Origin of the sequence: Pseudomonas sp. AMR01 (genome assembly GCF_041946035.1) — a bacterium.
Lineage (GTDB): Bacteria > Pseudomonadota > Gammaproteobacteria > Pseudomonadales > Pseudomonadaceae > Aquipseudomonas > Aquipseudomonas antarctica_B.
This window is the reverse complement of the sequence record NZ_JAUTYR010000026.1, coordinates 1-22485: the sequence shown is the minus strand read 5'-3', so window position 1 is coordinate 22485 and position 22485 is coordinate 1. Positions and strand designations below refer to the sequence as shown.

General features: G+C 59.2%; 19 protein-coding genes and 1 pseudogene. 9 read left to right on the top strand and 11 right to left on the bottom strand.

The window, feature by feature from the left end; translation table 11 throughout:
* Positions 1–154 precede the first annotated feature (154 nt).
* Complete coding sequence (gene pyk, locus Q7C20_RS19950; RefSeq protein ID WP_375069687.1) at positions 155–1606, bottom strand: pyruvate kinase; 1452 nt, start codon at positions 1604–1606, stop codon at positions 155–157.
* A 175-nt stretch (positions 1607–1781) separates the two neighbouring features.
* Here pyk and Q7C20_RS19945 point away from each other — a divergent pair, with 175 nt between their 5' ends.
* Complete coding sequence (locus tag Q7C20_RS19945) at positions 1782–2156, top strand: tetratricopeptide repeat protein (protein ID WP_348060151.1); 375 nt, start codon at positions 1782–1784, stop codon at positions 2154–2156.
* A gap of 205 nt (positions 2157–2361) precedes the next feature.
* The gene (locus Q7C20_RS19940) at positions 2362–2721 is read left to right on the top strand and encodes a PilZ domain-containing protein (RefSeq protein WP_375069686.1); all 360 of its coding nucleotides are present in this window, start codon (positions 2362–2364) and stop codon (positions 2719–2721) included.
* Positions 2722–2777: 56 nt separating this feature from the next.
* Here Q7C20_RS19940 and Q7C20_RS19935 read toward each other — a convergent pair whose 3' ends face one another.
* The 6 genes from Q7C20_RS19935 to Q7C20_RS19910 are packed head-to-tail and all read right to left on the bottom strand — an operon-like array spanning position 2778 to position 9448.
* Positions 2778–4109 (bottom strand): DUF58 domain-containing protein, encoded by a 1332-nt coding sequence (locus Q7C20_RS19935; protein ID WP_375069685.1) that lies wholly within the window; start codon positions 4107–4109, stop codon positions 2778–2780.
* A gap of 7 nt (positions 4110–4116) precedes the next feature.
* Positions 4117–5112: an AAA family ATPase gene (locus Q7C20_RS19930; protein ID WP_375069683.1), complete on the bottom strand. Its 996-nt coding sequence runs from the start codon at positions 5110–5112 to the stop codon at positions 4117–4119.
* Positions 5109–6266 (bottom strand): DUF4350 domain-containing protein, encoded by a 1158-nt coding sequence (locus Q7C20_RS19925; protein ID WP_375069681.1) that lies wholly within the window; start codon positions 6264–6266, stop codon positions 5109–5111. The genes Q7C20_RS19930 and Q7C20_RS19925 overlap by 4 nt, the downstream gene beginning before the upstream one ends.
* The gene (locus Q7C20_RS19920) at positions 6263–7792 is read right to left on the bottom strand and encodes a DUF4129 domain-containing protein (protein ID WP_375069679.1); all 1530 of its coding nucleotides are present in this window, start codon (positions 7790–7792) and stop codon (positions 6263–6265) included. Before Q7C20_RS19920 ends, Q7C20_RS19925 begins: the two co-directional genes overlap by 4 nt.
* Positions 7779–8759: a stage II sporulation protein M gene (locus Q7C20_RS19915; protein WP_375069677.1), complete on the bottom strand. Its 981-nt coding sequence runs from the start codon at positions 8757–8759 to the stop codon at positions 7779–7781. The genes Q7C20_RS19920 and Q7C20_RS19915 overlap by 14 nt, the downstream gene beginning before the upstream one ends.
* Positions 8756–9448: an RDD family protein gene (locus Q7C20_RS19910; protein WP_348060165.1), complete on the bottom strand. Its 693-nt coding sequence runs from the start codon at positions 9446–9448 to the stop codon at positions 8756–8758. The genes Q7C20_RS19915 and Q7C20_RS19910 overlap by 4 nt, the downstream gene beginning before the upstream one ends.
* Before the next feature lie 166 nt (positions 9449–9614).
* Between Q7C20_RS19910 and sbcB the strand changes: the two genes are divergently transcribed.
* A complete protein-coding gene (sbcB, locus tag Q7C20_RS19905) occupies positions 9615–11042 on the top strand; it encodes an exodeoxyribonuclease I (protein ID WP_375069675.1) in 1428 nt (475 codons plus the stop codon).
* Positions 11043–11133: 91 nt separating this feature from the next.
* Here the strand turns inward: sbcB and mvaT are convergent, their stop codons facing one another.
* Positions 11134–11508 (bottom strand): histone-like nucleoid-structuring protein MvaT, encoded by a 375-nt coding sequence (mvaT, locus tag Q7C20_RS19900; RefSeq protein ID WP_005790963.1) that lies wholly within the window; start codon positions 11506–11508, stop codon positions 11134–11136.
* Between the two features lie 350 nt (positions 11509–11858).
* Here mvaT and purU point away from each other — a divergent pair, with 350 nt between their 5' ends.
* Complete coding sequence (gene purU, locus Q7C20_RS19895; RefSeq protein ID WP_348060169.1) at positions 11859–12707, top strand: formyltetrahydrofolate deformylase; 849 nt, start codon at positions 11859–11861, stop codon at positions 12705–12707.
* A 102-nt stretch (positions 12708–12809) separates the two neighbouring features.
* Positions 12810–12980, top strand: coding sequence for a hypothetical protein (locus Q7C20_RS19890; protein WP_348060171.1), 171 nt, complete (start codon positions 12810–12812; stop codon positions 12978–12980).
* 12 nt (positions 12981–12992) lie between these two features.
* On the opposite strand, the gene Q7C20_RS19885 is transcribed toward Q7C20_RS19890, so the two are convergent.
* On the bottom strand, positions 12993–13757 hold the full coding sequence (locus Q7C20_RS19885; protein WP_375069731.1) for a methyl-accepting chemotaxis protein: 765 nt from the start codon (positions 13755–13757) through the stop codon (positions 12993–12995).
* A 93-nt stretch (positions 13758–13850) separates the two neighbouring features.
* Positions 13851–14885, bottom strand: a pseudogene (locus Q7C20_RS19880) (cache domain-containing protein); the annotation flags it as partial.
* A 193-nt stretch (positions 14886–15078) separates the two neighbouring features.
* Here Q7C20_RS19880 and Q7C20_RS19875 point away from each other — a divergent pair.
* A complete protein-coding gene (locus tag Q7C20_RS19875) occupies positions 15079–16557 on the top strand; it encodes a helicase HerA-like domain-containing protein (protein WP_375069671.1) in 1479 nt (492 codons plus the stop codon).
* 8 nt (positions 16558–16565) lie between these two features.
* Here Q7C20_RS19875 and Q7C20_RS19870 read toward each other — a convergent pair whose 3' ends face one another.
* Entirely contained in the window at positions 16566–17021 is a 456-nt protein-coding gene (locus Q7C20_RS19870; RefSeq protein WP_375069669.1) for a DUF721 domain-containing protein, read from the bottom strand.
* 306 nt (positions 17022–17327) lie between these two features.
* On the opposite strand from Q7C20_RS19870, the gene secA reads away from it, so the two are divergent.
* The 3 genes from secA (at position 17328) to Q7C20_RS19855 (ending at position 22370) form a co-directional block, all read left to right on the top strand.
* A complete protein-coding gene (gene secA / locus Q7C20_RS19865) occupies positions 17328–20063 on the top strand; it encodes a preprotein translocase subunit SecA (protein WP_375069667.1) in 2736 nt (911 codons plus the stop codon).
* Between the two features lie 124 nt (positions 20064–20187).
* Positions 20188–21405 carry a bifunctional glutamate N-acetyltransferase/amino-acid acetyltransferase ArgJ gene (gene argJ, locus Q7C20_RS19860; protein WP_348062114.1) on the top strand — a complete coding sequence of 406 codons (1218 nt, stop codon included), beginning with the start codon at positions 20188–20190 and terminating at the stop codon, positions 21403–21405.
* 20 nt (positions 21406–21425) lie between these two features.
* A complete protein-coding gene (locus tag Q7C20_RS19855) occupies positions 21426–22370 on the top strand; it encodes a Nudix family hydrolase (protein ID WP_375069666.1) in 945 nt (314 codons plus the stop codon).
* The last annotated feature ends 115 nt before the right edge of the window (positions 22371–22485 follow it).

The following is a 22485-nucleotide window of genomic DNA, read 5'->3' as shown; positions in this document are numbered from 1 at the left end:
ACATTTGAACGCGTACCTTCCTGAAGGAACAAGGTCAAATGTGGGAGCGGGCTTGCTCGCGAAGAGGCCACTGAAACCAACACAATAGCCAGCCTGCAAAGCAAAAAAGCCCCGCCATCTACATGGCGGGGCTTTTGTTTTTCAGCGTGTCACATCAAACCATTGGGTCGCCAACGTGCAGGATCTTCATGCCGTTGGTGCCGCCGATGGTGTGGTAGCTGTCGCCCTTGGTCAGGATGACCCAGTCGCCTTTCTCCACAACGCCGCGCTTGATCAGCTCGTCGATGGCAGCCTGGCTGACTTCATGCGGAGGCAACGAAGCCGGGTCGAACGGTACGGTGTACACGCCACGGAACAGGGCCGCGCGGGCCTGGGTTTCGCGGTGCGGGGAGAACGCGTAGATCGGCACCGAGGAGCGGATGCGCGACATGATCAACGGCGTATAGCCACTTTCGGTCAAGGCGATGATCGCTTTCACACCCGGGAAGTGGTTGGCGGTGTACATGGCGGCCAGGGCGATGCTCTGGTCGCAGCTTTCGAACTCTTTGCCGATACGGTGGCTGGAGGTCTTGCTGGTCGGGTGCTTTTCGGCGCCGAGGCAAATACGCGCCATGGCTTGCACCGCTTCCAGCGGGTACGGGCCAGCAGCGCTTTCAGCCGAAAGCATCACGGCGTCGGTGTAGTCGAGCACGGCGTTGGCCACGTCGGATACTTCGGCACGGGTCGGCATCGGGTTCTGGATCATCGACTCCATCATCTGGGTCGCTACGATTACCGCTTTGTTGTGGCGGCGTGCGTGCAGGATGATCTTCTTCTGGATACCGATCAGCTCGGCGTCACCGATTTCCACGCCCAGGTCGCCACGGGCAACCATCACCGCGTCGGACGCCTTGATCAGGCCGTCGAGGGTTTCGTCATCGGCCACGGCTTCGGCGCGTTCGATCTTCGCCACCAGCCAGGCAGTACCGCCGGCTTCGTCGCGCAGTTTACGGGCGTACTCCATGTCGGCAGCGTCGCGCGGGAAGGACACGGCGAGGTAGTCCACTTCCATTTCGGCGGCGAGCTTGATGTCGGCCTTGTCTTTTTCAGTCAGGGCAGGTGCGGTCAGGCCACCGCCGCGACGGTTGATGCCTTTGTGGTCGGACAGCGGGCCGCCGATGATCACGGTGCAGTGCAGCTCGGTCGGCGTGGCGGTGTCGACGCGCATCACGACGCGGCCGTCGTCCAGCAGCAGTTCGTCACCGACGCCGCAATCCTTGACCAGGTCCGGGTAGTCGATACCCACCACTTCCTGGTTGCCGTCGGTCAGCGGATGGCTGGTGGAGAAGGTGAATTTGTCACCGATCTTCAGCTCGATACGCTTGTTGGTGAATTTGGCGATACGGATTTTCGGGCCTTGCAGGTCACCCAGCAATGCGACGAAGCGGCCATGTTTGGCGGCCAGATCACGCACCAGCTTGGCGCGAGCCTTGTGCTCGTCCGGGGTGCCGTGGGAGAAGTTCAGACGGGCAACGTCCAAACCAGCCAGAATCAGCTGTTCGAGGACTTCCGGCGAGTTGCTGGCCGGGCCAAGGGTGGCGACGATTTTGGTACGACGGACGGACATGCACAGACTCCTGAGTTCAAGCGCTGGGGAAGGCTACTATGCTCTTTCGTTGTAGTCATTGTTCGTTTGCACTACTTATCGACGATTGGCTTGTTTTTGCTGCGGTTGAATCGATGAACATCCTTGAAGATTTTTGCCGAGGGGTCGATACACTGCACAAGACAGGAGAACCCCCATGCGAATTTTGCTCGTTGCTGCCCTGGCCGTCAGTGTTGTCGGCTGTACCCGCTGGTCAATGGACCATCATTTGAACAATGCTTACCGCGCCTATGGGGTGGGTGATTGCGCGCGCGTTACCCTGGAATTGTCCCAGGTCGATCGCGAGAGCCGTACCCGTCGTTATGTGCAGCCGGAAGTGTCGATGTTGCGCGGACAATGCCTGGAACGGCAAAAACTGTTCGTCGATGCGGTACAAACCTATCAGTTCATCATCAGCCAATACCCGGCCAGTGAGTACGCTTACCGCGCCCGTGCCCGGCTCGATACCCTGCAGCAGTTGGGTCATTATCCCGGCGCCAGTGCTGCACAACCTCGCCCGGCATCTTTGTAAGTTTTTTTGTTTCTCCATAGCTGGCCCGTTGCCAGTCTTGGGCTATTCTTTGAATATTCGTTTGTACAAGTTTTTGCCCGGACGAATGCGAGGCCCGGATTCAGCAGTTGTGCAGTGACCAAACGCTGCGTGATGTCGCTCCGAGATCCAGGGAGAGCGAGCTGACTGGTACGGCCAAGGAATGGCTATAGGAGGGTGATCACACATGTTTAAGCACCGACGTATCGAACGGCACCAGTTATCTTGCTTTTTGCAGGTGTTTAATCGCTTCACTGATAAACCCATCGGATATTTGGGCAATGTCTCTGCAAAAGGGCTGATGTTGATCAGCCATTTGCCTTTGATGGTCGACGCAGACTTCGAGCTGCGCCTTAAGATTCCTGACCAGGAAGGCGAAATTCAGGCGATTGACCTCACCGCGACGTGCCTGTGGAGCCATGAAGATATCAACCCTCAGCATTACGACTCCGGGTTCAGCGTGATTAAGGCGTCCGCCGAGTACGAGCAACTGATCACTGCGCTGCTCAATTACTTCAGTTTTGATCCCTTGCAGGCGTCAGCCTAGCTATCACGCATTATCGGACCGGTTCGGGGCTCCCTCGACCGGGTCCGATGCCCGCCTTAAAACACTCCGGCTTTTTTCCAGCCCAAATAACGCGTTACCAACGCGGCGCCCAGCTGCGACGGTAGCGTATCCAGCACTGAGAGGCCGTGAGCTTTCAGTCGGTCATGCAGTTCGTTACGGGTATTGAGGTAGTCGACCGTGCCGCTGTAAGTGAGCGCCTCGGGCAAGGTTTGCACGGGCGCCTGACGCAGTTGGTCAAGCACTTCTTCGCGCAGGCTGGCGATCAGCACCCGGTGTTGCCGGCCGATACGCTTGACCGCTGCCATCAGCGCTTCATCGTCTTCGTCTCGCAGGTTGGTCACTACAATCACCAGTGCCCTGCGTTTTTGCCGCGCCAGCAGTTGGCTGGCGGCAGCTTGATAGTCAGCCGTTCTCCGGGTGGTATCCAGGTCATAAACCGCATTGAGCAGCAGGTTCAGTTGGCCACTGCCCTTGACCGGCGCCACGTAGCGCGGCTGGTCACTGGCAAAGGTGCACAGGCCAACGGCATCGCCCTGACGCAGCGCCACGTAGCTGAGCAGCAGGCAAGCGTTGAGCGCATGGTCGAAATGCGATAACTCGTCATCCTGGCTGCGCATGCGCCGGCCACAATCGAGCATGAACACAATTTGCTGGTCGCGCTCATCCTGATATTCCCGGGCGATGGGGGAGCGTTGGCGCGCGGTGGCCTTCCAGTCGATCTGGCGCAGGCTGTCGCCCTCACGAAACTCTCGCAGTTGGTGGAATTCCAGCCCCAGGCCTCTGCGCGGGCGTTGACGCACTCCCAACTGGCTCAGCCAGTTATCCACACCCAATAGCTGAGCGCCGTACAACCGGGCGAAATCCGGATAGACGCGGGTCGCGTCAGCCACCTCGATCAAGCGACGTGCCGACCACAGCCCAAACGGGCTGGGCAGGTGAATTTCACAACGGCTGAAACTGAAGTGTCCGCGGCGCAGCGGACGCAAGCGATAGCCCAGTTCGCTGTGTTCGCCGGGCCTCAGCTCAATGACCTGAGGCAGGTTGTCCAGGCTCAAGCCATCCGGGACATGATCGAACACCTGCACCCTTATCGGTTGCGTGTAGCTGTGTGTCAGCGTCAGGCGTACCTCGCCCCAACGGCCAAGTGCCAGGCTACCGGGCATCTGCCGTTGCACCTGAACAGAGGGCAGACGGCGCAGGCGCAGGGTGTCCAGCAGTGCCAGCAGTAACAGTGCCAGCAACAAGCCCCACGCCACCGAATGCAATATACCGGGCACCTTGAGTTGTAACGCCGTTGCAGCGCCGAGCAGAATATTCAGCACAAGCAGCACACCCAGCCAGCTCAACAACAGTCGCGTCGGTTTCATGGGCGGCTCATTGCCGAGGCGCCGGAATCTGGTCCAACAACTGCTTGAGCACCTGGTCTACCTCCAGCCCGTCAATGTCCAACTCCGGCGCAATACGCACCCGATGCCGCAGGACCGCCAATGCACACCCCTTTATGTCGTCTGGGGTGACGAATTCGCCGCCGCGTAACAAGGCCCGAGCGCGCGCGCCACGGACCAGCGCGATGGAGGCCCGTGGGCCGGCGCCAATAGTCAGGCCCGGCCATGTGCGCGTGGCACGAGCCAGGCGCACGGCGTAGTCGAGCACCTGTTCATCCAGTGCCAGCTCGCTGGCTATTTGCTGCAGTTCCAGCACGTCCTCCGCCTGCAATACGGTGCGCAGCGGTTGCACATCCAGCATGTCGGCCCTGGACGAACGGGTTACTTCGCGCACCATGTCCAATTCCTGCTGCGCCTCCGGGTAATCCATGCGCACTTTGAGCATGAACCGATCCAGTTCGGCTTCGGGCAGGGGATAGGTGCCTTCCTGTTCGATAGGGTTTTGGGTGGCCAGTACCATGAAGGGTTGGCCGATGGGCAATGCCTCGCCCTCAAGGGTGACCTGGCGCTCCTGCATGGCTTCAAGCAGCGCGGCCTGAGTCTTGGCCGGGGCACGGTTGATTTCGTCGGCCAACAGCAAGTGAGTGAATATCGGCCCTTTACGCAACTTGAACTGTTCGGTGTGCATGTCGTACACGGCGTGACCGGTAACGTCGCTGGGCATCAGGTCCGGGGTGAACTGGATGCGCGCGAAATCGCCACCGAAACACCGCGCCAGTGCGCGCACCAGCAGGGTCTTGCCCAGGCCGGGTACACCTTCGAGCAAGACGTGGCCGCCAGCGATCAATGCGGTGAGTACGTCATCAATCACCTGGTCCTGGCCGATCACCGCCTTGCGCAGTTCAATGCGCAGGGCCTGGGCTCTGGCGCTGGCCTGTTTAAGGTCGTCGGTGGATGGGGCAATGGCTGCTGGAAGGTCGCTCATAGGGCATTCCTTAAAGTTTGCAGGCACGCCACCCGACGGCTGAAATCGGCGCTGTTGAGCCGTTTTGCCGGAAGTGGGCCGAGGGCCTGACTAATGACGTGGGAGGGTTGGCGCGTCAGGCGTTCAAGCACCTGCCACTGTTCAGCCGTTTCAAGGTGTTCGAAGCCTGGGTGACGGCGCCGCGCGGCGCGCTGGATGTCACGCTGCAAGGCGTGCAACAGGTTGCCCTGGCCACTGCGACGCAGCAGGAAATCGGCACTGGCCTGCAAATGTTCCTGTAGCTGCCGACGTGCCTTGGGCGCGGGTGCCTGGATTGGGCCTTGACGCATGGCTGCCTGCCACAGCGCCAGGGCAATGAGTGCGACGAGTGCCACCAGGGCCTGTGGGAAGTAACGCAGCATCAGCGTCAGCAGGTTGTCCACATCGCTGTTGGAGAGCAATGTCACGTTCATGCCCTGATTGAGGTACCACAGCAGCCAGGCATTATCGTGTTTACCGATGCTTGGGGTTTTCCACAGGTCGCTGTCGGTTATGACCGTTACGGTGCCTTGCCCCAGGCCGCGTTGCATCAAGTGGCTGGACTTGGCGCTGTTGGCGGAAAACTGCGCCAGGTGCTTGGGGTCGGAGAGGTTGAAGTCGGTATCGAAACTGAAATAGGCCGGGGCAGTTTCATTATCGATATAGAGCTTGGTCAGGTCCGGCACTTTCTTTTTTCGCGAGGAAGTTGGTTCGTCAAAGGTTTCGCTCAGTGACTGATGGATGTCCAATCGGTCAAGCAGCAGGTCGCCGCTGGTGCGAGTCTCTTCATCCCATAACGCTTCGGCGACGACCAGCAGGTGACCACCGGATTTCACCCACTCTAAGAGTTGCTCGACCTGACGCGGCGCCATGTTGCTGCGCTCGCCCAGCAACAGCAGGCTATTGCCTTTCGGGGGCAGGCTGTTGAGTCGTTCGAGGCCGTTGGCGTGTTCCACTGTCACGCCTTGCTGGCGCAGGAAATACTCAGCCGCCAGATAAGGGTTCGCCCGCGCTTGCGGCGAAGGCCCGCGATCCACCACTTCGTCATACGGGATTGCCTTGTGCCAGGCATAAAAAGCACCGGCTCCCAGCAGGCAGGCGAGCAGCAGTCCTACCCAGAGTAAGAGGCGGTTCATGTGGCGGCTCCCGAATGAAACAACGCACGCCAGTCGCTGCACAGCTTTTGCTGGGCAACGGGTGTGGGCATGCGGTGGCCATAGGCGAGGTTTTGCCAGTGGCGGGTAAGCTCATCACTGAAAGCGAGCAGCTGTGGTTGCTGCAAATGGTGAACGCGCTCAAGCACCTCGCCTTCGGTATCAGCGCTTTTCAGCGGCAGGTTGAAGTCATGCAGCAACCGGCTGAGCAGGCCGCGGTACAACAGGCCGAGGGCTTCGCGTGGTTGTGTCGACCACAGCTTTTCAGCGGCGCTGGCGATGTCTTCTGGCAACGTTTCGAGGCCAAGTTCCAGTCCGAATAATTGGGTTGGAACAGGGCTTGCCGCCTTCTGTTTTCGCCCGCTGCGCCGACTGACAAAGGTGCTTAGCCAGTTACGGTAGTTCCACGCGAGCAACGCGATACCTGCGATCAGCAGGCTCCACAGTAGTATTTCCAAGCCCTGGGCGACATGTTTGAAAGTGTTGCTGTTGAGGTTGTCCAATAGGGCTTGGAGCCAGGCCGGTAGCTTGCCTTCACCGTGGGGTGTGTTTTTAGCGTGAGGTTTTTCGTCGCCAAAACGGTAGCGGGTGACGGTCTCCGGGTTTTTGAAAGGAGGCTCTTCCAGTTGCGCCTTGATCGATTGACTGGCGGCCTGGGTGCTCAGTTGCCTGGGGCTAATGGTCTCATCCGCCAGAGCCGAAGGGCTGGCGTGTACCAACATCAGCCCGACGGCCAGCAGCAGTAGCGTCGCTACGTTACTCAGGCGTTGGCGCAGCCCGCGAAACACCAGTTCCAGGTCCCAGGCTTCCAGCACCGTGCGACGGTTGAGGTAAAGGCTGAAGCCGCAGGCCACGTAGATGGGCTCCCAGAACACCAGCACCAAGGCATAAAAGGCATTGCTCAGATGCTCAAGCCACAGGCCTTCCGAGCCGGCTACCAGCGCTAATTGTTGCCAGTCCCAATCCAGTTCGACCTGTTCAGGAATGAACAGATAGAACAGCGCCATGCACCCCACCCACAGGCCGATTTCCACATGCACACCGAGGACGGTGAGCCATCGGGCAGCGGCTGCATTGCGTTGTAGCAGAACGCTCAAGCGGTGCTGGCGCGCCTGGCCCTTCAGGTTTTCAAGTTGGCTGACCGGCAACACGAAACTGCGGCTCAGGCTGAGGCGACGCCAGGTCAGGCTGGCGAACAGTTGGTTTTTGAGCAGTTGTGGCCAATGACGTACAGCCTGTTTGACGCTTGGCGTTTCGCCAAACAGGGCTTTGGACAGGATGTACAGCGGCAATCGGTCGAAGGCCGGCTTGAGCCACCAGAACAGGAATATCGCGGCTGACGGGTGCTGCCAGAGTAGCGCGGTCAGCAAGGCAAACACCGGCAAGCTCACCAACGCCCAACTGCTCATTAACAGCAGGCGATGTTCTCGGGCCATGAGTACCCCAAGGTCCATGGCTTCCCAGGTTGTACGGGGGCGAATGACCACGCTCGCATCACTCAGGCGCATGGCGAGCCCTTCCGGCAAAAATCAGGTAAGCGGCCACCAGCAGCCAGAGCACAGCCCCCACCAGGTATTTGACCCCGGGAGTGATAAGGGTGGTTGAGGACCAGTAGGCTTCGATAAACGCTGCGATCAGCAGGAACACCATGACGCCGCAGAGCATCTGCACGCTTTTTCTGGCCGCCAGGCGCAGGGACTCGCTTCGAGCCAGAGACCCGGGAGCAATCAGCGCCCAACCCAGTTGCAGGCCCGCTGCGCCGGCCAGGGCGATGGCGGTCAGCTCGAATGCACCGTGGCCGATGACGAACGACCAGAAGGTCTGGCCGTAGCCGATCCCGGTCAGGTGACCGGAGACCGCGCCGATGATCAACCCGTTGAAGATCAGAAAGAACACGCTGCCCAGGCCAAATAAAAGCCCGGCGGCGAAGGTCTGGAAGGCGATACCGACGTTGTGCATCACGTAGTAGCCAAACATCATCCAGTCTTCACTGGAGGCGCGTTCTGCGGCGCGGCCCAGGCGGCTGGCATCGGGGTCGTACATGCTTTGCATCTCGGCGACCTGTTGGGGGCTGACGATGCTGTAGACGAGGTCTGGAAACAGATACACCAGCAAGGCGATGCCTGCCAGGCTGCCAAAGAACAGCGCGCTGGCGATAGCCACGAAAAGCCACTGCTCACGCACCAGGCGAGGAAAGCCGGCCAGTATGAAGCTCACTACGTTTGCCCCCAATCGGCTGCGATGGCGGTATAGCTGTTGATGACCGCGCAGGGCCAATTGCTGCAACGGGTCGACCAGATAACTGCTGTAGCCACGCTCCTGCGCCAAGGCGAGGTGTTGGCACAAGCGCCGATAATGATGAGGGAAATCCGCCATGTCACCTGCCTTGGCTTTACCTTGCTCCAACAGTTTCAGCTGTTCTGCAAAGGCGTTCCATTGCGGCTGGTGATGGCTTTCGAACACGCTCTGTTTCATGTGGGCCCCAGTAAACCGCGGGCGACGCCGTTGAGTTGTTCGACTGCCCGGGCCGGGGAAACCTGCAGGGGCGCGGCGAGGATCGCCGCCAGTTCTTGCACCCGTTCGGTGGACAACTCGCCCTGGCGTTCTGCGAATCCGAGGATGGCGCGCTGTTCGCTCAGGTCCAGCGCAAAGGGCAAGCGCAGCGCGGCGGCTTGAGGCAGGTGCGGACGGGCCAGTGGTTGTTGGTGGTAAATCACCAGGGTTCCGGCGGCCAGGTCGCCCAGGCGCTTGAAATGCGGATGTTGCAGGCAACTGATGGCGCCGAGGAAATAGCCGAAGGGCAGCAGGTCGACAAAACGCAGCAGGTTACGAATAAGGGAGGCAGACCAGCCGACCGGTGTGCCGTCGTCCTGAACGACTCGCAGGCCCATGACTTGCTTGCCGGGAGAGCAGCCTTGGTTGAGCACTTCAAACAGCACCATGTACCACCAGCTGACCAGGAAGAGCAGCAACAAACCCAGGCCAATGCCCACATTGCCCAGCAGCGCCAGCGGCACAAACAGGATACCCATGATCAGCCCACGAACGCCCAGGTCGAAGGCGAAAGCCAAGGCCCGTGGCAGCAAGCCTGCCGGGCGTAGGGGCAGATCAATACCCTCCGGGGTCTCGATCTGGTAGCGGGTGTCCAAAGGGGTTGATGGCATTGCGATCCCTGGCAGTGCGATGCGGTAAGAGAGACGGATGCTAGCAGTGTCAACGGTGGAAGCAACCACTCAAGGTTTTGCTGGATTTTTGTACAGTCAAGGTATCGCTGGCCCCAAACGCCTTCCTGCGCCTAGACTTTGCCGATCTTCAGTAAAGGAACAGCCCGTGACTACCATTTTCTGGTACGACTATGAAACCACCGGCATTAACCCGCGCAGGGATCGTCCGCTGCAGGTCGCCGGTATTCGTACCGACCTCGAGCTCAACGAAGTCGGCCCGCCGGTCAATCTTTACTGTCAGCCCAGCGACGATATCCTGCCCCATCCGGCCGCGTGCGTGATTACCGGTATAACCCCTGGCATCCTGGCCGAGAAGGGCTTGGCCGAAGCAGACTTCATGACCCGGGTACATGCCGAGTTGGCCGCGCCAGGCACGTGCGGTGCCGGTTACAACACCCTGCGGTTTGACGATGAAATGACGCGCTACAGCCTGTATCGCAACTTTTTTGACCCCTATGCCCGTGAGTGGCAGGGCGGTAATAGCCGCTGGGACTTGATTGATGTGGTTCGCACGGCCTACGCGTTGCGCCCCGAAGGCATCGTCTGGCCCGAGCAGGACGGGCGCGTGACCCTCAAGCTTGAGCGATTGACCGCGGCCAACGGCATTGATCACGGCCAGGCCCATGATGCGTTGTCGGACGTGCGCGCCACTATTGCCTTGGCGCGCCTTGTGCGCGAGAAGCAACCCAAGCTGTATGACTGGCTGTTTCAATTGCGCAGCAAACAACGGGTGATGGATCAGGTGCGCCTGTTGCAACCGATGGTGCATATCTCCGGGCGCTTCTCTGCGCAACGGCATTACCTGGGCGTGGTGCTGCCTCTTGCGTGGCACCCGCGCAACCGCAATGCGTTGATCGTGTGTGACCTGGGGCTCGACCCGCAGGGCCTGCTGGATCTGGACGCCGAGACGTTGCGCCAGCGCCTCTACACGCGCCGGGAAGACTTGGCCGACGGTGAACTGCCGGTGCCGCTCAAGTTGCTGCATATCAACCGGTGCCCGGTGGTGGCGCCCTTGAATGTGTTGCGGGCACAAGACCTGGAGCGATTGCACTTGGATATGGACACCGTTCACGCACGTGCACTGCGACTAACTGACGCACAGGAAGTTTGGCGTGACAAGTTAGCCACCCTTTACGCAGAGGAAGAGTTTGCGCCGAGTACTGACCCGGAGCAGCAGCTCTACGACGGTTTTATTGGAGACCGTGACCGGCGTTTGTGTGAGCAAGTCCGTATGGCTGAGCCGACGCAATTAGCGCTTCAGCAGTGGCCTTTTGATGATCATCGTTTGCCGGAATTATTATTCCGCTACCGGGCGCGTAACTTTCCCGAGACCTTGAACAACGAGGAGCAACAGCGCTGGAAACTTTTCTGTCAGCAACGTTTGTCGAGTCCGGAGTGTGGCGCGCCCAATACCCTTTTGGCATTTAAGCAGGCACGTGAGGAATGGGCTGTTAGTGCTACACCGTTGCAGTGCGAGGTGCTGGATCAGTGGCAGGAATATGCCGACTCTTTAGCCGCACGGCTGGACCTGTAGTCGAGTAGTTGCAGATTATTCGGGCAATAAAAAACGCCAGCAAGCTGGCGTTTTTTATTGTGTTGCCTATCAGGCGCGAGCCTGGCGAAGCTTAGCCCAGCAGGGTAGCCCAGCCTTCAACTACGTCGCCGCCCCACTTGGCTTTCCACTCTTTCAGGGTCTTGTGATTGCCACCTTTGGTTTCAATCACTTCACCGTTGTGCGGGTTTTTGTATTGCTTGACCTTGCGAGCACGTTTGGTGCCGGTAGTTTTCACAGCGCCGCGCGGTGCTTTAACTTTCGACTCTGGATCCAGCAGCGCGATGATGTCACGCAGGGATTTGGAGTATTCACCCATCAGGGTGCGCAATTTGCCTTCAAATTCCAGCTCGGTTTGCAGCTTGTCGTCTTGGGACAGGTTCTTCAAACGGGCTTGCAGTTCTTTGATAGCTTCTTCGGTGGCACGGTATTCGTTGATCAGAGACATGTGGACTACCTTATGTAGAGCGCTGATTGACAGGGCAAGTGAGCCAATAATAGTCAGGCAATTTGCTCAAGTAAACATTAAAGAAGACTTTTATGTGAATTACGTTGAATGTTTGTGGCAGCGCTATGCAAACGAGTTAATTAGTAGGTGGTAAACCTAAAGATAATCTCTGTATTTTTTCATAACTGCTCAAGCGTGCTGTTGTACGGTCATAGTGCGGTGGTAAAAACCTTACGCTATTAAGGGCTGTAGCATGGGCCGACGCGCAGAATAAGCCGCAATCAATACTGCAGTTTTTCTGAGTAATCGCTAGAATGGCGGCCTTTGCGAAGTTCTGGAGTTTTCCCCTAATGCGCACTTTTCGGCTGGTGATTGCTTGCCCGGACCGGGTTGGCATCGTTGCCAAAGTCAGTCACTTTCTGGCTTCCCATAACGGCTGGATCACCGAGGCGAGCCATCACTCGGACGATCTCAGCGGTTGGTTTTTTATGCGTCACGAAATCCGTGCCGATACGCTGCCCTTTGGCCTCGAAGCTTTCCGTGAGGCGTTTGCGCCGATCGCCGAAGAGTTCTCGATGACCTGGCATATCACTGACACCGAGCAAAAGAAGCGCGTGGTGTTAATGGCGAGCCGTGAGTCCCATTGCCTGGCCGACTTGCTGCACCGCTGGCACAGCGATGAGCTGGACTGCGACATCGCGTGCGTGATCTCCAACCACGACGACCTGCGTAGCATGGTTGAGTGGCATGGCATCCCGTATTACCACGTGCCGGTCAACCCGCAAGACAAGGAGCCAGCCTTTGCCGAGGTCTCCCGTCTGGTCAAACAGCACGAAGCTGATGTGGTAGTGCTGGCGCGTTATATGCAAATCCTGCCGCCGGAACTGTGCCGTGAATACGCCGGCAAGGTGATCAACATTCACCACAGTTTCCTGCCGTCGTTTGTCGGTGCCAAGCCTTATCATCAGGCGTCCCTGCGGGGCGTGAAGCTGATTGGTGCAACGTGCCACTACGTAACCGAAGAGCTGGACGCCGGCCCGATCATCGAGCAGGACGTTGTGCGCGTCAGCCACAGCGACAGCATTGAAGACATGGTGCGTTTCGGCCGTGATGTCGAGAAGATGGTGCTGGCCCGTGGCCTGCGTTACCACCTGGAAGACCGCGTGCTGGTGCACGGCAACAAAACCGTGGTGTTCTAATAGCCGCAGTTATTGATTGAAGCTTTTGATTGAAGAGAAAGAGGGCCTGGGCGTTAAATCGTCCCAGGCCCTTTTTCTTTGCCTGCCGTTGAGGAGTGATCGATGAACGACCCACTGGACAAAGCCACCTCCAAAGCCCCTGCGACTTTGGGGGAGGGCTGTTTGAGCCGATTTGACCCGGATGACCTGAACGCCGAAGACGGCACCGAATTTCCCGGTGCCGCCGAGTTGTGGGAGCAGCACAAAGGCGCGCCCGAACCCACTGCAGAATAACGGTGCGCCGGATCAGATACGGAAACTGCCGACTAGCTGCTTCAACCGCGCGGCCTGTCGTTCCAGGTCGGTGCACGCGCGCAGGGTCGATTGCAGGTTTTCCACCCCTTCCTGATTGAGAGTGTTGATCTCGGTGATGTCCATGTTGATCGACTCCACCACCGAGGTCTGTTCCTCGGTGGCGGTGGCGACCGATTGGTTCATCCCATCGATCTCGCCAATGCGCTGAGTCACGCTGTTCAGGCGCTCACCGGCCAGGTTGGCGATGTCCACGCTGTCCAGGCTGTGGCGCTGGCTCTCACTCATGGTGCTGACCGACTCACGGGCGCCGACTTGCAGTTCCTCGATCATCTTTTGCACTTGTTGCGCGGACTCCTGGGTGCGATGCGCAAGGTTGCGCACCTCATCCGCCACCACCGCGAACCCGCGTCCGGCTTCCCCGGCACGTGCCGCCTCGATCGCAGCGTTCAGCGCCAGCAAGTTGGTTTGCTGGGAGATGCTGGTGATCACTTCAAGAATTTGCCCGATGTTCACCGTCTTGCTGTTGAGCGCTTCAATATTGCTGCTGGAAGCGCTGATCATCTGAGACAACTGGTTCATCGCTTTGATATTGCGCTCTACCACCTGCTGGCCGTCTTCAGCCAACTGCCGGGCGTCGCTGGCCTGATGCGAGGCTTGCGCCGCATTGCGCGCGATTTCCTGGGCAGCGGCGCCCAGTTCATTAATGGCGGCGGCAACGCTGTTGGTCCGGTTGGCCTGCTCGTCGGAGTTGACCATTGACGAGTTGGAGGCGCTGACCACGCGCAGAGCGACTTCATTCACCTGTTCGGTGGCCGAGGACACTTCGCGAATCGATGTATGAATCCTCTCGACGAAGCGGTTGAAAGCAGTCCCCAGCGTGCCGAATTCGTCCTGGTTCTGGATGGTCAGGCGGCGGGTCAGGTCACCCTCGCCATCGGCGATGTCCTGCATGGCGCGAGTCATTATGTGCAGGGGTTGCAGCAGCACGCGGATCAGCATGCCCAGCAGCGCGATGATGATCACCACAGCAATGATCGTGGCGATCACCGCCGAGGTGCGAAATTCACTGAGCATGGCGAAGGATTTGGCTTTATCCACCGAAATACCCAGGTACCAGTTCACCGACGGCAGGCCTTTGATCGGGGTAAAGGTCACGATGTTGTCTTTGCCGTTAGCCTCCACTTCGCTGAAGTCGCCACTGATCTTCGGGGTGTTTTTCGGGTACACGTCCGCCAGGGTCTTCATCACCAGGCTCTTGTCCGGGTGCACCAGCACTTTGCCATCGGCACTGACCAGGAACGCATAACCCATACCGCCGAGATTCAGCGCGCTGATGTTATCCACAAGTGTTTGCAGGCTCAGGTCGCCGCCGACCACGCCGATGCTCTGGCCGGTTCGGGTGACGCTGGGGGTGGCAATGGAAATGATCAACTGCCCGGTGGCCGCATCTATATAGGGTTCGGTCAGTGTAGAGCCGTTGGTGCTCTGGGCGCCCTTGTACCAGGGGCGAACGCGGGGGTCGAAGCCGTCCGGCATCTTGGTTTCGGGGCGGATGGTGAAGGTGCCCTGGCTGTCGCCGACGTAGGTGGCCATGAACGAGGACGTCAGGGCTTTCTGTTCAAGCAGGGTTGCCACCACCGCGGGTTCCGGGTTGATGGCGATATTTTGTGCTGCGTTTTCCACCAGGGCAATGCGCCCGGTCAGCCAGGTTTGAATGCTGCTGGCGGTGACATCGCCCATTTCATGCAGGTAACTATTAAGGTCGTCGCGGATCGCGTTGCGTTGCAGGTAATCGTTATAGAGGGTAAACAGGGCGAAAGCGGCGATCACGATAAGGGAGGCTGCAAGCAGGATTTTATGGCTGAAGCGCAGATTTTTATTCATGGCTTGTAGGGTCCGCTAAGGTCTTAATATCCGAAGCACGTCCTTGTGGGATGCGCGAAATGGCAGCGTCAAAAAAGGTGTGATATTTGTCTTTTACCCCTGTAGGAACTATCTGTCCTATTTTTAGACTTTGTGGGTCTCACATCTGTCTTTATCGACCTGGCGTCATTAAAGCTTAACCATAGGTGACGAAATGCCTGACTCCACGCAACTTCTTATCGGCGCTGGTTTAGACGGTCAGCCCATCGCCCAGGCCATGCGCCTGGCCAACCGCCACGGGTTAATTGCGGGCGCCACGGGCACTGGCAAAACCGTCACGCTGCAACGTCTCGCTGAAGCTTTCAGTGAAGCGGGCGTGGCCGTGTTTGCAGCCGATATCAAAGGCGACTTGTGCGGGCTGGGCGCTGCAGCCAACCCTCAAGGCAAAGTGGCCGAACGTATCGCAGGCATGCCGTTCCTCAATTACACCGCGAAGGCGTATCCGGTGACGCTGTGGGATATTCACGGGCAAAGCGGTCATCCTTTGCGCACTACCATCAGCGAAATGGGCCCGTTATTGCTCGGCGCGCTGTTGGAACTCACCGACAGCCAGCAATCGGCGCTGTACGCCACCTTTAAAGTGGCGGACCGCGAGGGCCTGTTGCTGCTGGACCTCAAAGATCTCAAGGCACTGCTCAACCATCTGCGTTATCACCCGGAACTGCTGGGCGACGATGCCGCGTTGATGACCACCGGTTCCAGCCAGGCGCTGTTGCGGCGTCTGGCGGTGCTGGAACAGCAGGGCGCCGAAGCCTTGTTTGGCGAGCCGGCGCTGCAACTGGAAGATATTTTGCAGCCCGCCAGCGATGGCCGGGGGCGTATCCATTTGCTCGACGCCAGCCGCCTGGTGCATGAGGCGCCCAAGGTTTACGCAACGTTCCTGTTATGGCTGTTGGCCGAACTGTTTGAGCAATTGCCGGAGCGCGGTGATGCTGACAAACCGCTGCTGGCGCTGTTTTTCGACGAGGCGCATTTGTTGTTTGCCGATACGCCCAAGGCGTTGCAGGACCGCCTGGAGCAAGTGGTGCGCTTGATTCGCTCCAAAGGCGTGGGCGTGTATTTCGTCACACAATCGCCGGGGGATTTGCCTGACACAGTGTTGGCGCAACTCGGTCTGCGCATCCAGCATGGCTTGCGCGCTTTCACCACCAAGGAACAGAAATCCCTGAGGGCTGTTGCGGACGGCTTCCGACCCAACCCGGCGTTCGATGCCTTGTCGGTATTGACCGAGCTGGGCACCGGCGAGGCGTTGGTGGGCACCCTGGAGGAAAAGGGCACGCCGCAAGTCGTCCAGCGTGTGCTGGTGGCACCACCGCAATCGCGCATCGGGCCACTCAGTGAGGCCGAACGCGCGGCATTGATCGCCAGTTCGCCGTTGCTGGGCCGATACGACAAGCCGATTGACCGCGAGTCTGCCTATGAAGTGTTGATAGCACGCAAGGACCTCGGGCCGACCGAGGAGGCCCCGCCGGCCGCCGGAGAACCAAGCTTTACCGACAAGGCAGGCGCGTTTCTGGGCTCCACCGCAGGCAAGGCACTCAAGTCAGCGATGCAGCAGGCCGCGAATCAAATGGGTCGTCAGTTGGTGCGAGGTTTGTTGGGCTCGTTACTGGGCGGCAGCAAGCGCAAATAGGTCGTGGGTCAGGTTTTGGGCCTGGCATGGGCGGCGAGCCGTTCCAGTGCCGCGCGCAACCCTGGGTCGCTGATCCCGTCGGCCGTTGCCTGAATGGTTTCGGCCGCGTTTTCCGAGAGGTCCATCGTGTGCCCCACCGCGCCTTGCTGCACGGTCGGCGGCTGCACCTTGAATTGGATGCGTGTGAGGCTGGCAAACTCATCAAACGCCATCAATTGACGTTGCAGGCGTTTTTGCTGATAGCGCAGACGGGTGGCCCAATGGCCGTCGGTGACGATTAACAGCAAATTGCCTTCACGCCAGGACGCGACATGACAATGTTCACGTGCGGCGGGTTGCAGCTGGCTGTCGAGCAGGCGTTGCAAATGGCCCAAGCGTTGCGCGTGGCCAAAGATGGCTTTCAACGGCTTGGCTTCGCGAAGCAACACGCTGGGCGCGCGGGCTGTAAGTGGGCGAAATGCCATTTTTAGACACCTTAAGTAACAGAGCCGCCATCTTAGCAGAAAGCGCCTGTGCGGCCCCAGGCGATGTGCTGACCGGGCATTGCCCATGAAATCAATTAGGTAACTTCTGCGCTCTGTGGGTTGAAGTTCCAGCAAAAGCCCTTATTTTAAACAGGCCCTCTCACAGCGCCATGCCAGCATCGGGGAATAACGCCACTTTCCTCACCCACGAATCCGGGTAGAATGCGCGTTCGCATGCGGCCGTGAGGGCTGCTCGGGCCACTCACGGTGCGCCCTCCATCCCTATGTGTGGAAGAACCTGCCGATATGTTTGCGCCTTTGTTAAAGAAACTTTTTGGAAGCAAGAATGAGCGCGAAGTTAAACGCATGCTCAAGACGGTGCAGCTGGTCAATGCCTTCGAAGAGCAGATGGTTGCCCTTTCGGACGAGCAATTGCGCGCCAAGACCGAAGAGTTCAAGGCCCGCATAGCCAAAGGTGAAACCCTCGACAAGCTGCTTCCCGAAGCCTTCGCGGTTGCCCGTGAAGCCGGTAAGCGTGTCATGGGCATGCGCCACTTCGACGTCCAGTTGATCGGCGGCATGACCTTGCATGAAGGCATGATTGGCGAAATGCGCACCGGTGAAGGCAAGACCCTGGTGGCTACTTTGGGCGTTTACCTCAACGCACTGTCCGGCAAGGGCGTGCACGTTGTGACGGTGAACGACTACCTGGCTCGCCGGGACGCCAACTGGATGCGCCCGCTGTATGAATTCCTCGGCCTGACCGTCGGCGTTGTCACGCCGTTCCAGCCGCCGGAAGAGAAGCGTATGGCTTACGCTGCCGACATCACCTACGGCACCAACAACGAATTCGGTTTCGACTACCTGCGCGACAACATGGCGTTCAGCATGGAAGAAAAATTCCAGCGCGAACTCAACTTTGCCGTGATCGACGAAGTCGACTCCATCCTCATCGACGAAGCCCGTACCCCGCTGATCATCTCCGGCCAGGCCGAAGACAGCTCGCGCCTGTACACCGAGATCAACAAGTTGATCCCGCGCCTGGAGCAGCACATCGAGGAAGTCGAAGGCGTGGTGACCAAAGAAGGTCACTTCACCATCGACGAGAAGACCCGTCAGGTCGAACTCAACGAAGCCGGTCACCAGTTTGTCGAAGAGATGCTCACGCAGATCGGAGAGCTGGCCGAGGGCGAAAGCCTCTACTCGGCACACAACCTGGGCCTGTTGACCCACGTGTATGCTGGCCTGCGTGCTCACAAGCTGTTCCATCGCAACGTTGAATACATCGTGCAGGACGGCCAGGTCGTGCTGGTTGACGAACACACCGGCCGCACCATGCCGGGTCGTCGTCTGTCCGAAGGCCTGCACCAGGCCATCGAAGCCAAGGAAATGCTCAACATTCAGGCCGAAAGCCAGACGTTGGCGTCCACCACCTTCCAGAACTACTTCCGTCTTTACAACAAACTGTCCGGCATGACCGGTACAGCCGACACCGAAGCGTTCGAATTCCACCAGATCTACGGTCTGTCGGTCGTGGTTATCCCGCCGAACAAGCCGCTGGCGCGTAAAGACTTCAACGACCTGGTGTTCCTGACTGCCGAAGAGAAATACGCGGCAATCATCAACGACATCAAGGACGGCATGGCCCAGGGCCGTCCGATCCTGGTGGGTACCGCCACCATCGAAACCTCCGAGCACGTGTCCAACCTGCTCAACAAGGAAGGTATCGAGCACAAGGTACTGAACGCCAAGTTCCACGAAAAAGAAGCCGAGATCATTGCCCAGGCCGGTCGCCCGGGCGCACTGACCATCGCCACCAACATGGCCGGTCGTGGTACCGACATTCTGTTGGGCGGTAACTGGGAAGTGGAAGTCGCAGCACTGGAAAACCCGAGCCCTGAGCAGATCGCCCAGATCAAGGCTGACTGGCAGAAACGCCACCAGGCCGTGCTGGAATCCGGTGGCCTGCAGGTGATCGCGTCCGAGCGTCACGAATCGCGCCGTATCGACAACCAGCTGCGTGGTCGTGCCGGTCGTCAGGGTGACGCCGGTTCCAGCCGTTTCTACCTGTCCCTGGAAGACAGCCTGATGCGTATCTTTGCCTCTGACCGGGTGAAGAACTTCATGAAGGCTTTGGGCATGCAGTCCGGTGAAGCGATCGAGCACCGCATGGTGACCAACGCCATCGAGAAGGCTCAGCGCAAGGTAGAAGGTCGTAACTTCGACATTCGCAAACAACTGCTTGAGTTCGATGACGTCAACAACGAACAACGTAAAGTGATCTATCACATGCGTAACACGTTGCTGGCCGCCGACAACATTGGCGAGACCATCGCTGATTTCCGTCAGGACGTGCTCAACGCCACCGTCAGCGCCCACATCCCGCCACAGTCCCTGCCCGAGCAGTGGGATGTTGCCGGTCTGGAAGCAGCATTGAAGACCGACTTCGGTGTTGAGTTGCCAGTCCAGAAATGGCTGGACGAAGACGATCACCTGTACGAAGAAACGCTTCGCGAGAAGCTGATGACCGAGCTGCTGCTCGCGTACAACGAGAAAGAAGAGCAGGCGAGTGCCGAAGCGCTGCGCACCTTCGAGAAACAGATCGTACTGCGCGTGCTGGACGACCTGTGGAAAGACCACCTGTCGACCATGGACCACTTGCGTCACGGTATCCACTTGCGTGGCTACGCCCAGAAGAACCCGAAGCAAGAGTACAAGCGCGAGTCCTTCACGCTGTTCTCCGAACTGCTGGATTCGATCAAGCGCGATTCGATTCGCGTGCTGTCCCACGTTCAGGTGCGTCGCGAAGACCCGATCGAGGAAGAAGCCCGCCTGCGTCAGGAAGCCGAAGCACTGGCTGCGCGCATGCAGTTCCAGCACGACGAGGCGCCAGGGCTTGATGCTCCGGAAATCCTCGGCGAGGAAGTCGATGTAGCCTTGGCTCAGTCCCCGGTTCGCAACGATCAGAAGCTGGGCCGCAACGAACTGTGCTGGTGCGGTTCGGGCAAGAAGTTCAAACACTGCCACGGCGAAATCAACTAAGATTTTTGCCTGACGCTGCAACACCCCGCGCCGCGACCGGCTTTTGCCGTCGCGGCGTTTTGCCATTAATTTCACCGTCGTCCGCGACGGCACACACATCACCTAATTTTTAAGGAGCGCATTCATGGCTGTTGGTCTTGGTCCTTTGCCCACACTGCACCCGGTTGCTGGTTTTGAACTCGGTATCGCTTCGGCCGGCATCAAGCGCCCTGGGCGCAAAGATGTGGTGGTGATGCGTTGTGCCGAAGGTTCGACCGTCGCCGGTGTGTTCACCCTCAATGCGTTCTGCGCAGCGCCGGTGATCCTGGCCAAGCAACGCGTTGCCGGAAACATTCGTTACTTGCTGACCAACACCGGCAATGCCAACGCAGGCACCGGCGAGCCGGGCCTGGTGGCTGCCGCGCGCACCTGCGCCAAGCTGGCCCAGTTGACCGGCGTGGACGCCAGCCAAGTGCTGCCGTATTCCACCGGCGTGATCGGTGAGCCGCTGCCAGTCGAGAAAATCGAAGGCGCCTTGCAAGCCGCACTGGATGACCTGTCTGTGGATAACTGGGCGGCAGCGGCGACCGGCATCATGACCACCGACACCCTGCCAAAAGGCGCGAGCCGTCAGTTCGTGCACGACGGCGTGACCGTGACAGTGACCGGCATCAGCAAAGGCGCGGGCATGATCCGCCCGAACATGGCGACCATGCTTGGCTATATCGCCACCGACGCGAAGGTTTCCCGCGATGTGCTGCACAGCCTGATTCTTGACGGCGCGAACAAGTCGTTCAACCGCATCACCATCGACGGCGATACCTCGACCAACGACTGCTGCATGTTGATCGCCACCGGCCAAGCCGACCTGCCGGAAATCACCTCCGCCAGCGGCCCGCTGTTCGCGGCGTTGAAGCAGGCAGTGTTTGAAGTGTGCATGGACGTGGCCCAAGCCATCGTGCGTGACGGCGAAGGCGCGACCAAGTTCGTTACCGTTGAAGTCAACGGCGGCGGCAACCATCAGGAATGCCTGGACGTGGGTTACACCGTGGCCCATTCGCCACTGATCAAGACCGCGCTGTTTGCCTCCGACCCGAACTGGGGCCGTATCCTGGCCGCCGTTGGCCGTGCCGGTGTGCCGGATCTCGACGTGAGCAAAATTGATGTGTTCCTTGGCGACGTGTGCATCGCCAGCCGTGGCGCCCGTGCTGAGACCTACACCGAAGCCCAGGGCTCGGCGGTGATGCAGCAGGAAGAAATCACCATCCGCATCGAACTGGGTCGCGGCGCCTGCAGCGAAACCATCTGGACCACCGACCTGTCCCACGAGTACGTGAAGATCAACGCGGAATACCGTACCTGATCGACAAGAGGATAAACGCGGTGAAACGAGTGCATGTAGCAGCAGCGGTGATCCGCGGTGTCGACGGCAGGATTCTGCTGGCGCGCCGTGCCGATACTCAGCATCAGGGCGGCCTGTGGGAGTTTCCCGGCGGCAAGGTGGAGGCCGATGAGTCGGTCGCCACCGCCTTGTCCCGCGAATTGCAGGAAGAGCTGGGCATTCAGGTCACCACGGCGCGTCCGCTGATCAAGGTGCAGCATGACTACCCGGACAAGCAGGTGTTGCTGGATGTCTGGGAAGTCTCGGCTTTTACCGGCGAGCCTCATGGGGTCGAAGGGCAACCGCTGGAATGGGTGGCGCCTCGGGATTTGATCAACTATGAGTTCCCGGCGGCGAATGCGCCGATCGTGACGGCGGCGCGTTTGCCTGCCGATTACCTGATTACGCCGGGCGAGCTGGAGGCTCCGGCGTTGTTGCGCGGTCTTCAGACAGCCATTGCTGGTGGCATCAAGCTGGTTCAGTTGCGTGCGCCTAATGGCTACGACCCAAAATATCGCGACCTTGCGGTGGACGCGGTGGGGCTGTGTGCGGGGAAGGCGCAGTTGATGCTCAAGGGGCCGTTTGAGTGGCTGGGGGATTTTCCTTCGGCGGGGTGGCATATGACGTCGGCGCAACTGCGCAAGTATGCGAGCAAGGGGCGGCCGTTGCCGAAGGATCGGCTGTTGGCGGCGTCGTGTCATAACGCTGAAGAGCTGGCGCTGGCGGAAATGATGGACGTGGATTTTGTGACGTTGTCGCCGGTGGAGCCAACGCAGACGCATCCGGATGCTCAGCCGTTGGGGTGGGAGCAGGCGGCGCAGTTGATCGGTGGGTTTAGCAGGCCGGTGTTTTTGTTGGGTGGGGTTGGGCCTGCCGAGCGGGAGAAGGCTTGGGCGGCGGGGGGGCAGGGAGTTGCGGGGATTCGGGCGTTTTGGCCTGAGGGTTGAGGGTTGAGGGTATATCCGTTGCTGCGGTAACGGCTGATATCGGTTCCGCTCTTACAGCGGCTCACTTTTGGAAAGACCCAAAAGTAAGCAAAAGGTCTTCGCCCCACCACTCGGC

Bases quoted from the DNA above. Each gene is read 5' to 3' on its own strand.
- Q7C20_RS19910 (WP_348060165.1), bottom strand. From the start codon at position 9,448: ATGCCATCAACCCCTTTGGACACCCGCTACCAGATCGAGACCCCGGAG.
- mvaT (WP_005790963.1), bottom strand. From the start codon at position 11,508: ATGTCTCTGATCAACGAATACCGTGCCACCGAAGAAGCTATCAAAGAA.
- Q7C20_RS19875 (WP_375069671.1), top strand. From the start codon at position 15,079: ATGCCTGACTCCACGCAACTTCTTATCGGCGCTGGTTTAGACGGTCAG.
- Q7C20_RS19930 (WP_375069683.1), bottom strand. From the start codon at position 5,112: ATGAGCGACCTTCCAGCAGCCATTGCCCCATCCACCGACGACCTTAAA.
- Q7C20_RS19940 (WP_375069686.1), top strand. From the start codon at position 2,362: ATGTTTAAGCACCGACGTATCGAACGGCACCAGTTATCTTGCTTTTTG.
- Q7C20_RS19920 (WP_375069679.1), bottom strand. From the start codon at position 7,792: ATGCGCCTGAGTGATGCGAGCGTGGTCATTCGCCCCCGTACAACCTGG.
- Q7C20_RS19935 (WP_375069685.1), bottom strand. From the start codon at position 4,109: ATGAAACCGACGCGACTGTTGTTGAGCTGGCTGGGTGTGCTGCTTGTG.
- secA (WP_375069667.1), top strand. From the start codon at position 17,328: ATGTTTGCGCCTTTGTTAAAGAAACTTTTTGGAAGCAAGAATGAGCGC.
- purU (WP_348060169.1), top strand. From the start codon at position 11,859: ATGCGCACTTTTCGGCTGGTGATTGCTTGCCCGGACCGGGTTGGCATC.
- argJ (WP_348062114.1), top strand. From the start codon at position 20,188: ATGGCTGTTGGTCTTGGTCCTTTGCCCACACTGCACCCGGTTGCTGGT.
- pyk (WP_375069687.1), bottom strand. From the start codon at position 1,606: ATGTCCGTCCGTCGTACCAAAATCGTCGCCACCCTTGGCCCGGCCAGC.
- Q7C20_RS19925 (WP_375069681.1), bottom strand. From the start codon at position 6,266: ATGAACCGCCTCTTACTCTGGGTAGGACTGCTGCTCGCCTGCCTGCTG.
- Q7C20_RS19915 (WP_375069677.1), bottom strand. From the start codon at position 8,759: ATGAAACAGAGCGTGTTCGAAAGCCATCACCAGCCGCAATGGAACGCC.
- Q7C20_RS19870 (WP_375069669.1), bottom strand. From the start codon at position 17,021: ATGGCATTTCGCCCACTTACAGCCCGCGCGCCCAGCGTGTTGCTTCGC.
- Q7C20_RS19885 (WP_375069731.1), bottom strand. From the start codon at position 13,757: ATGGTCAACTCCGACGAGCAGGCCAACCGGACCAACAGCGTTGCCGCC.
- Q7C20_RS19890 (WP_348060171.1), top strand. From the start codon at position 12,810: ATGAACGACCCACTGGACAAAGCCACCTCCAAAGCCCCTGCGACTTTG.
- Q7C20_RS19945 (WP_348060151.1), top strand. From the start codon at position 1,782: ATGCGAATTTTGCTCGTTGCTGCCCTGGCCGTCAGTGTTGTCGGCTGT.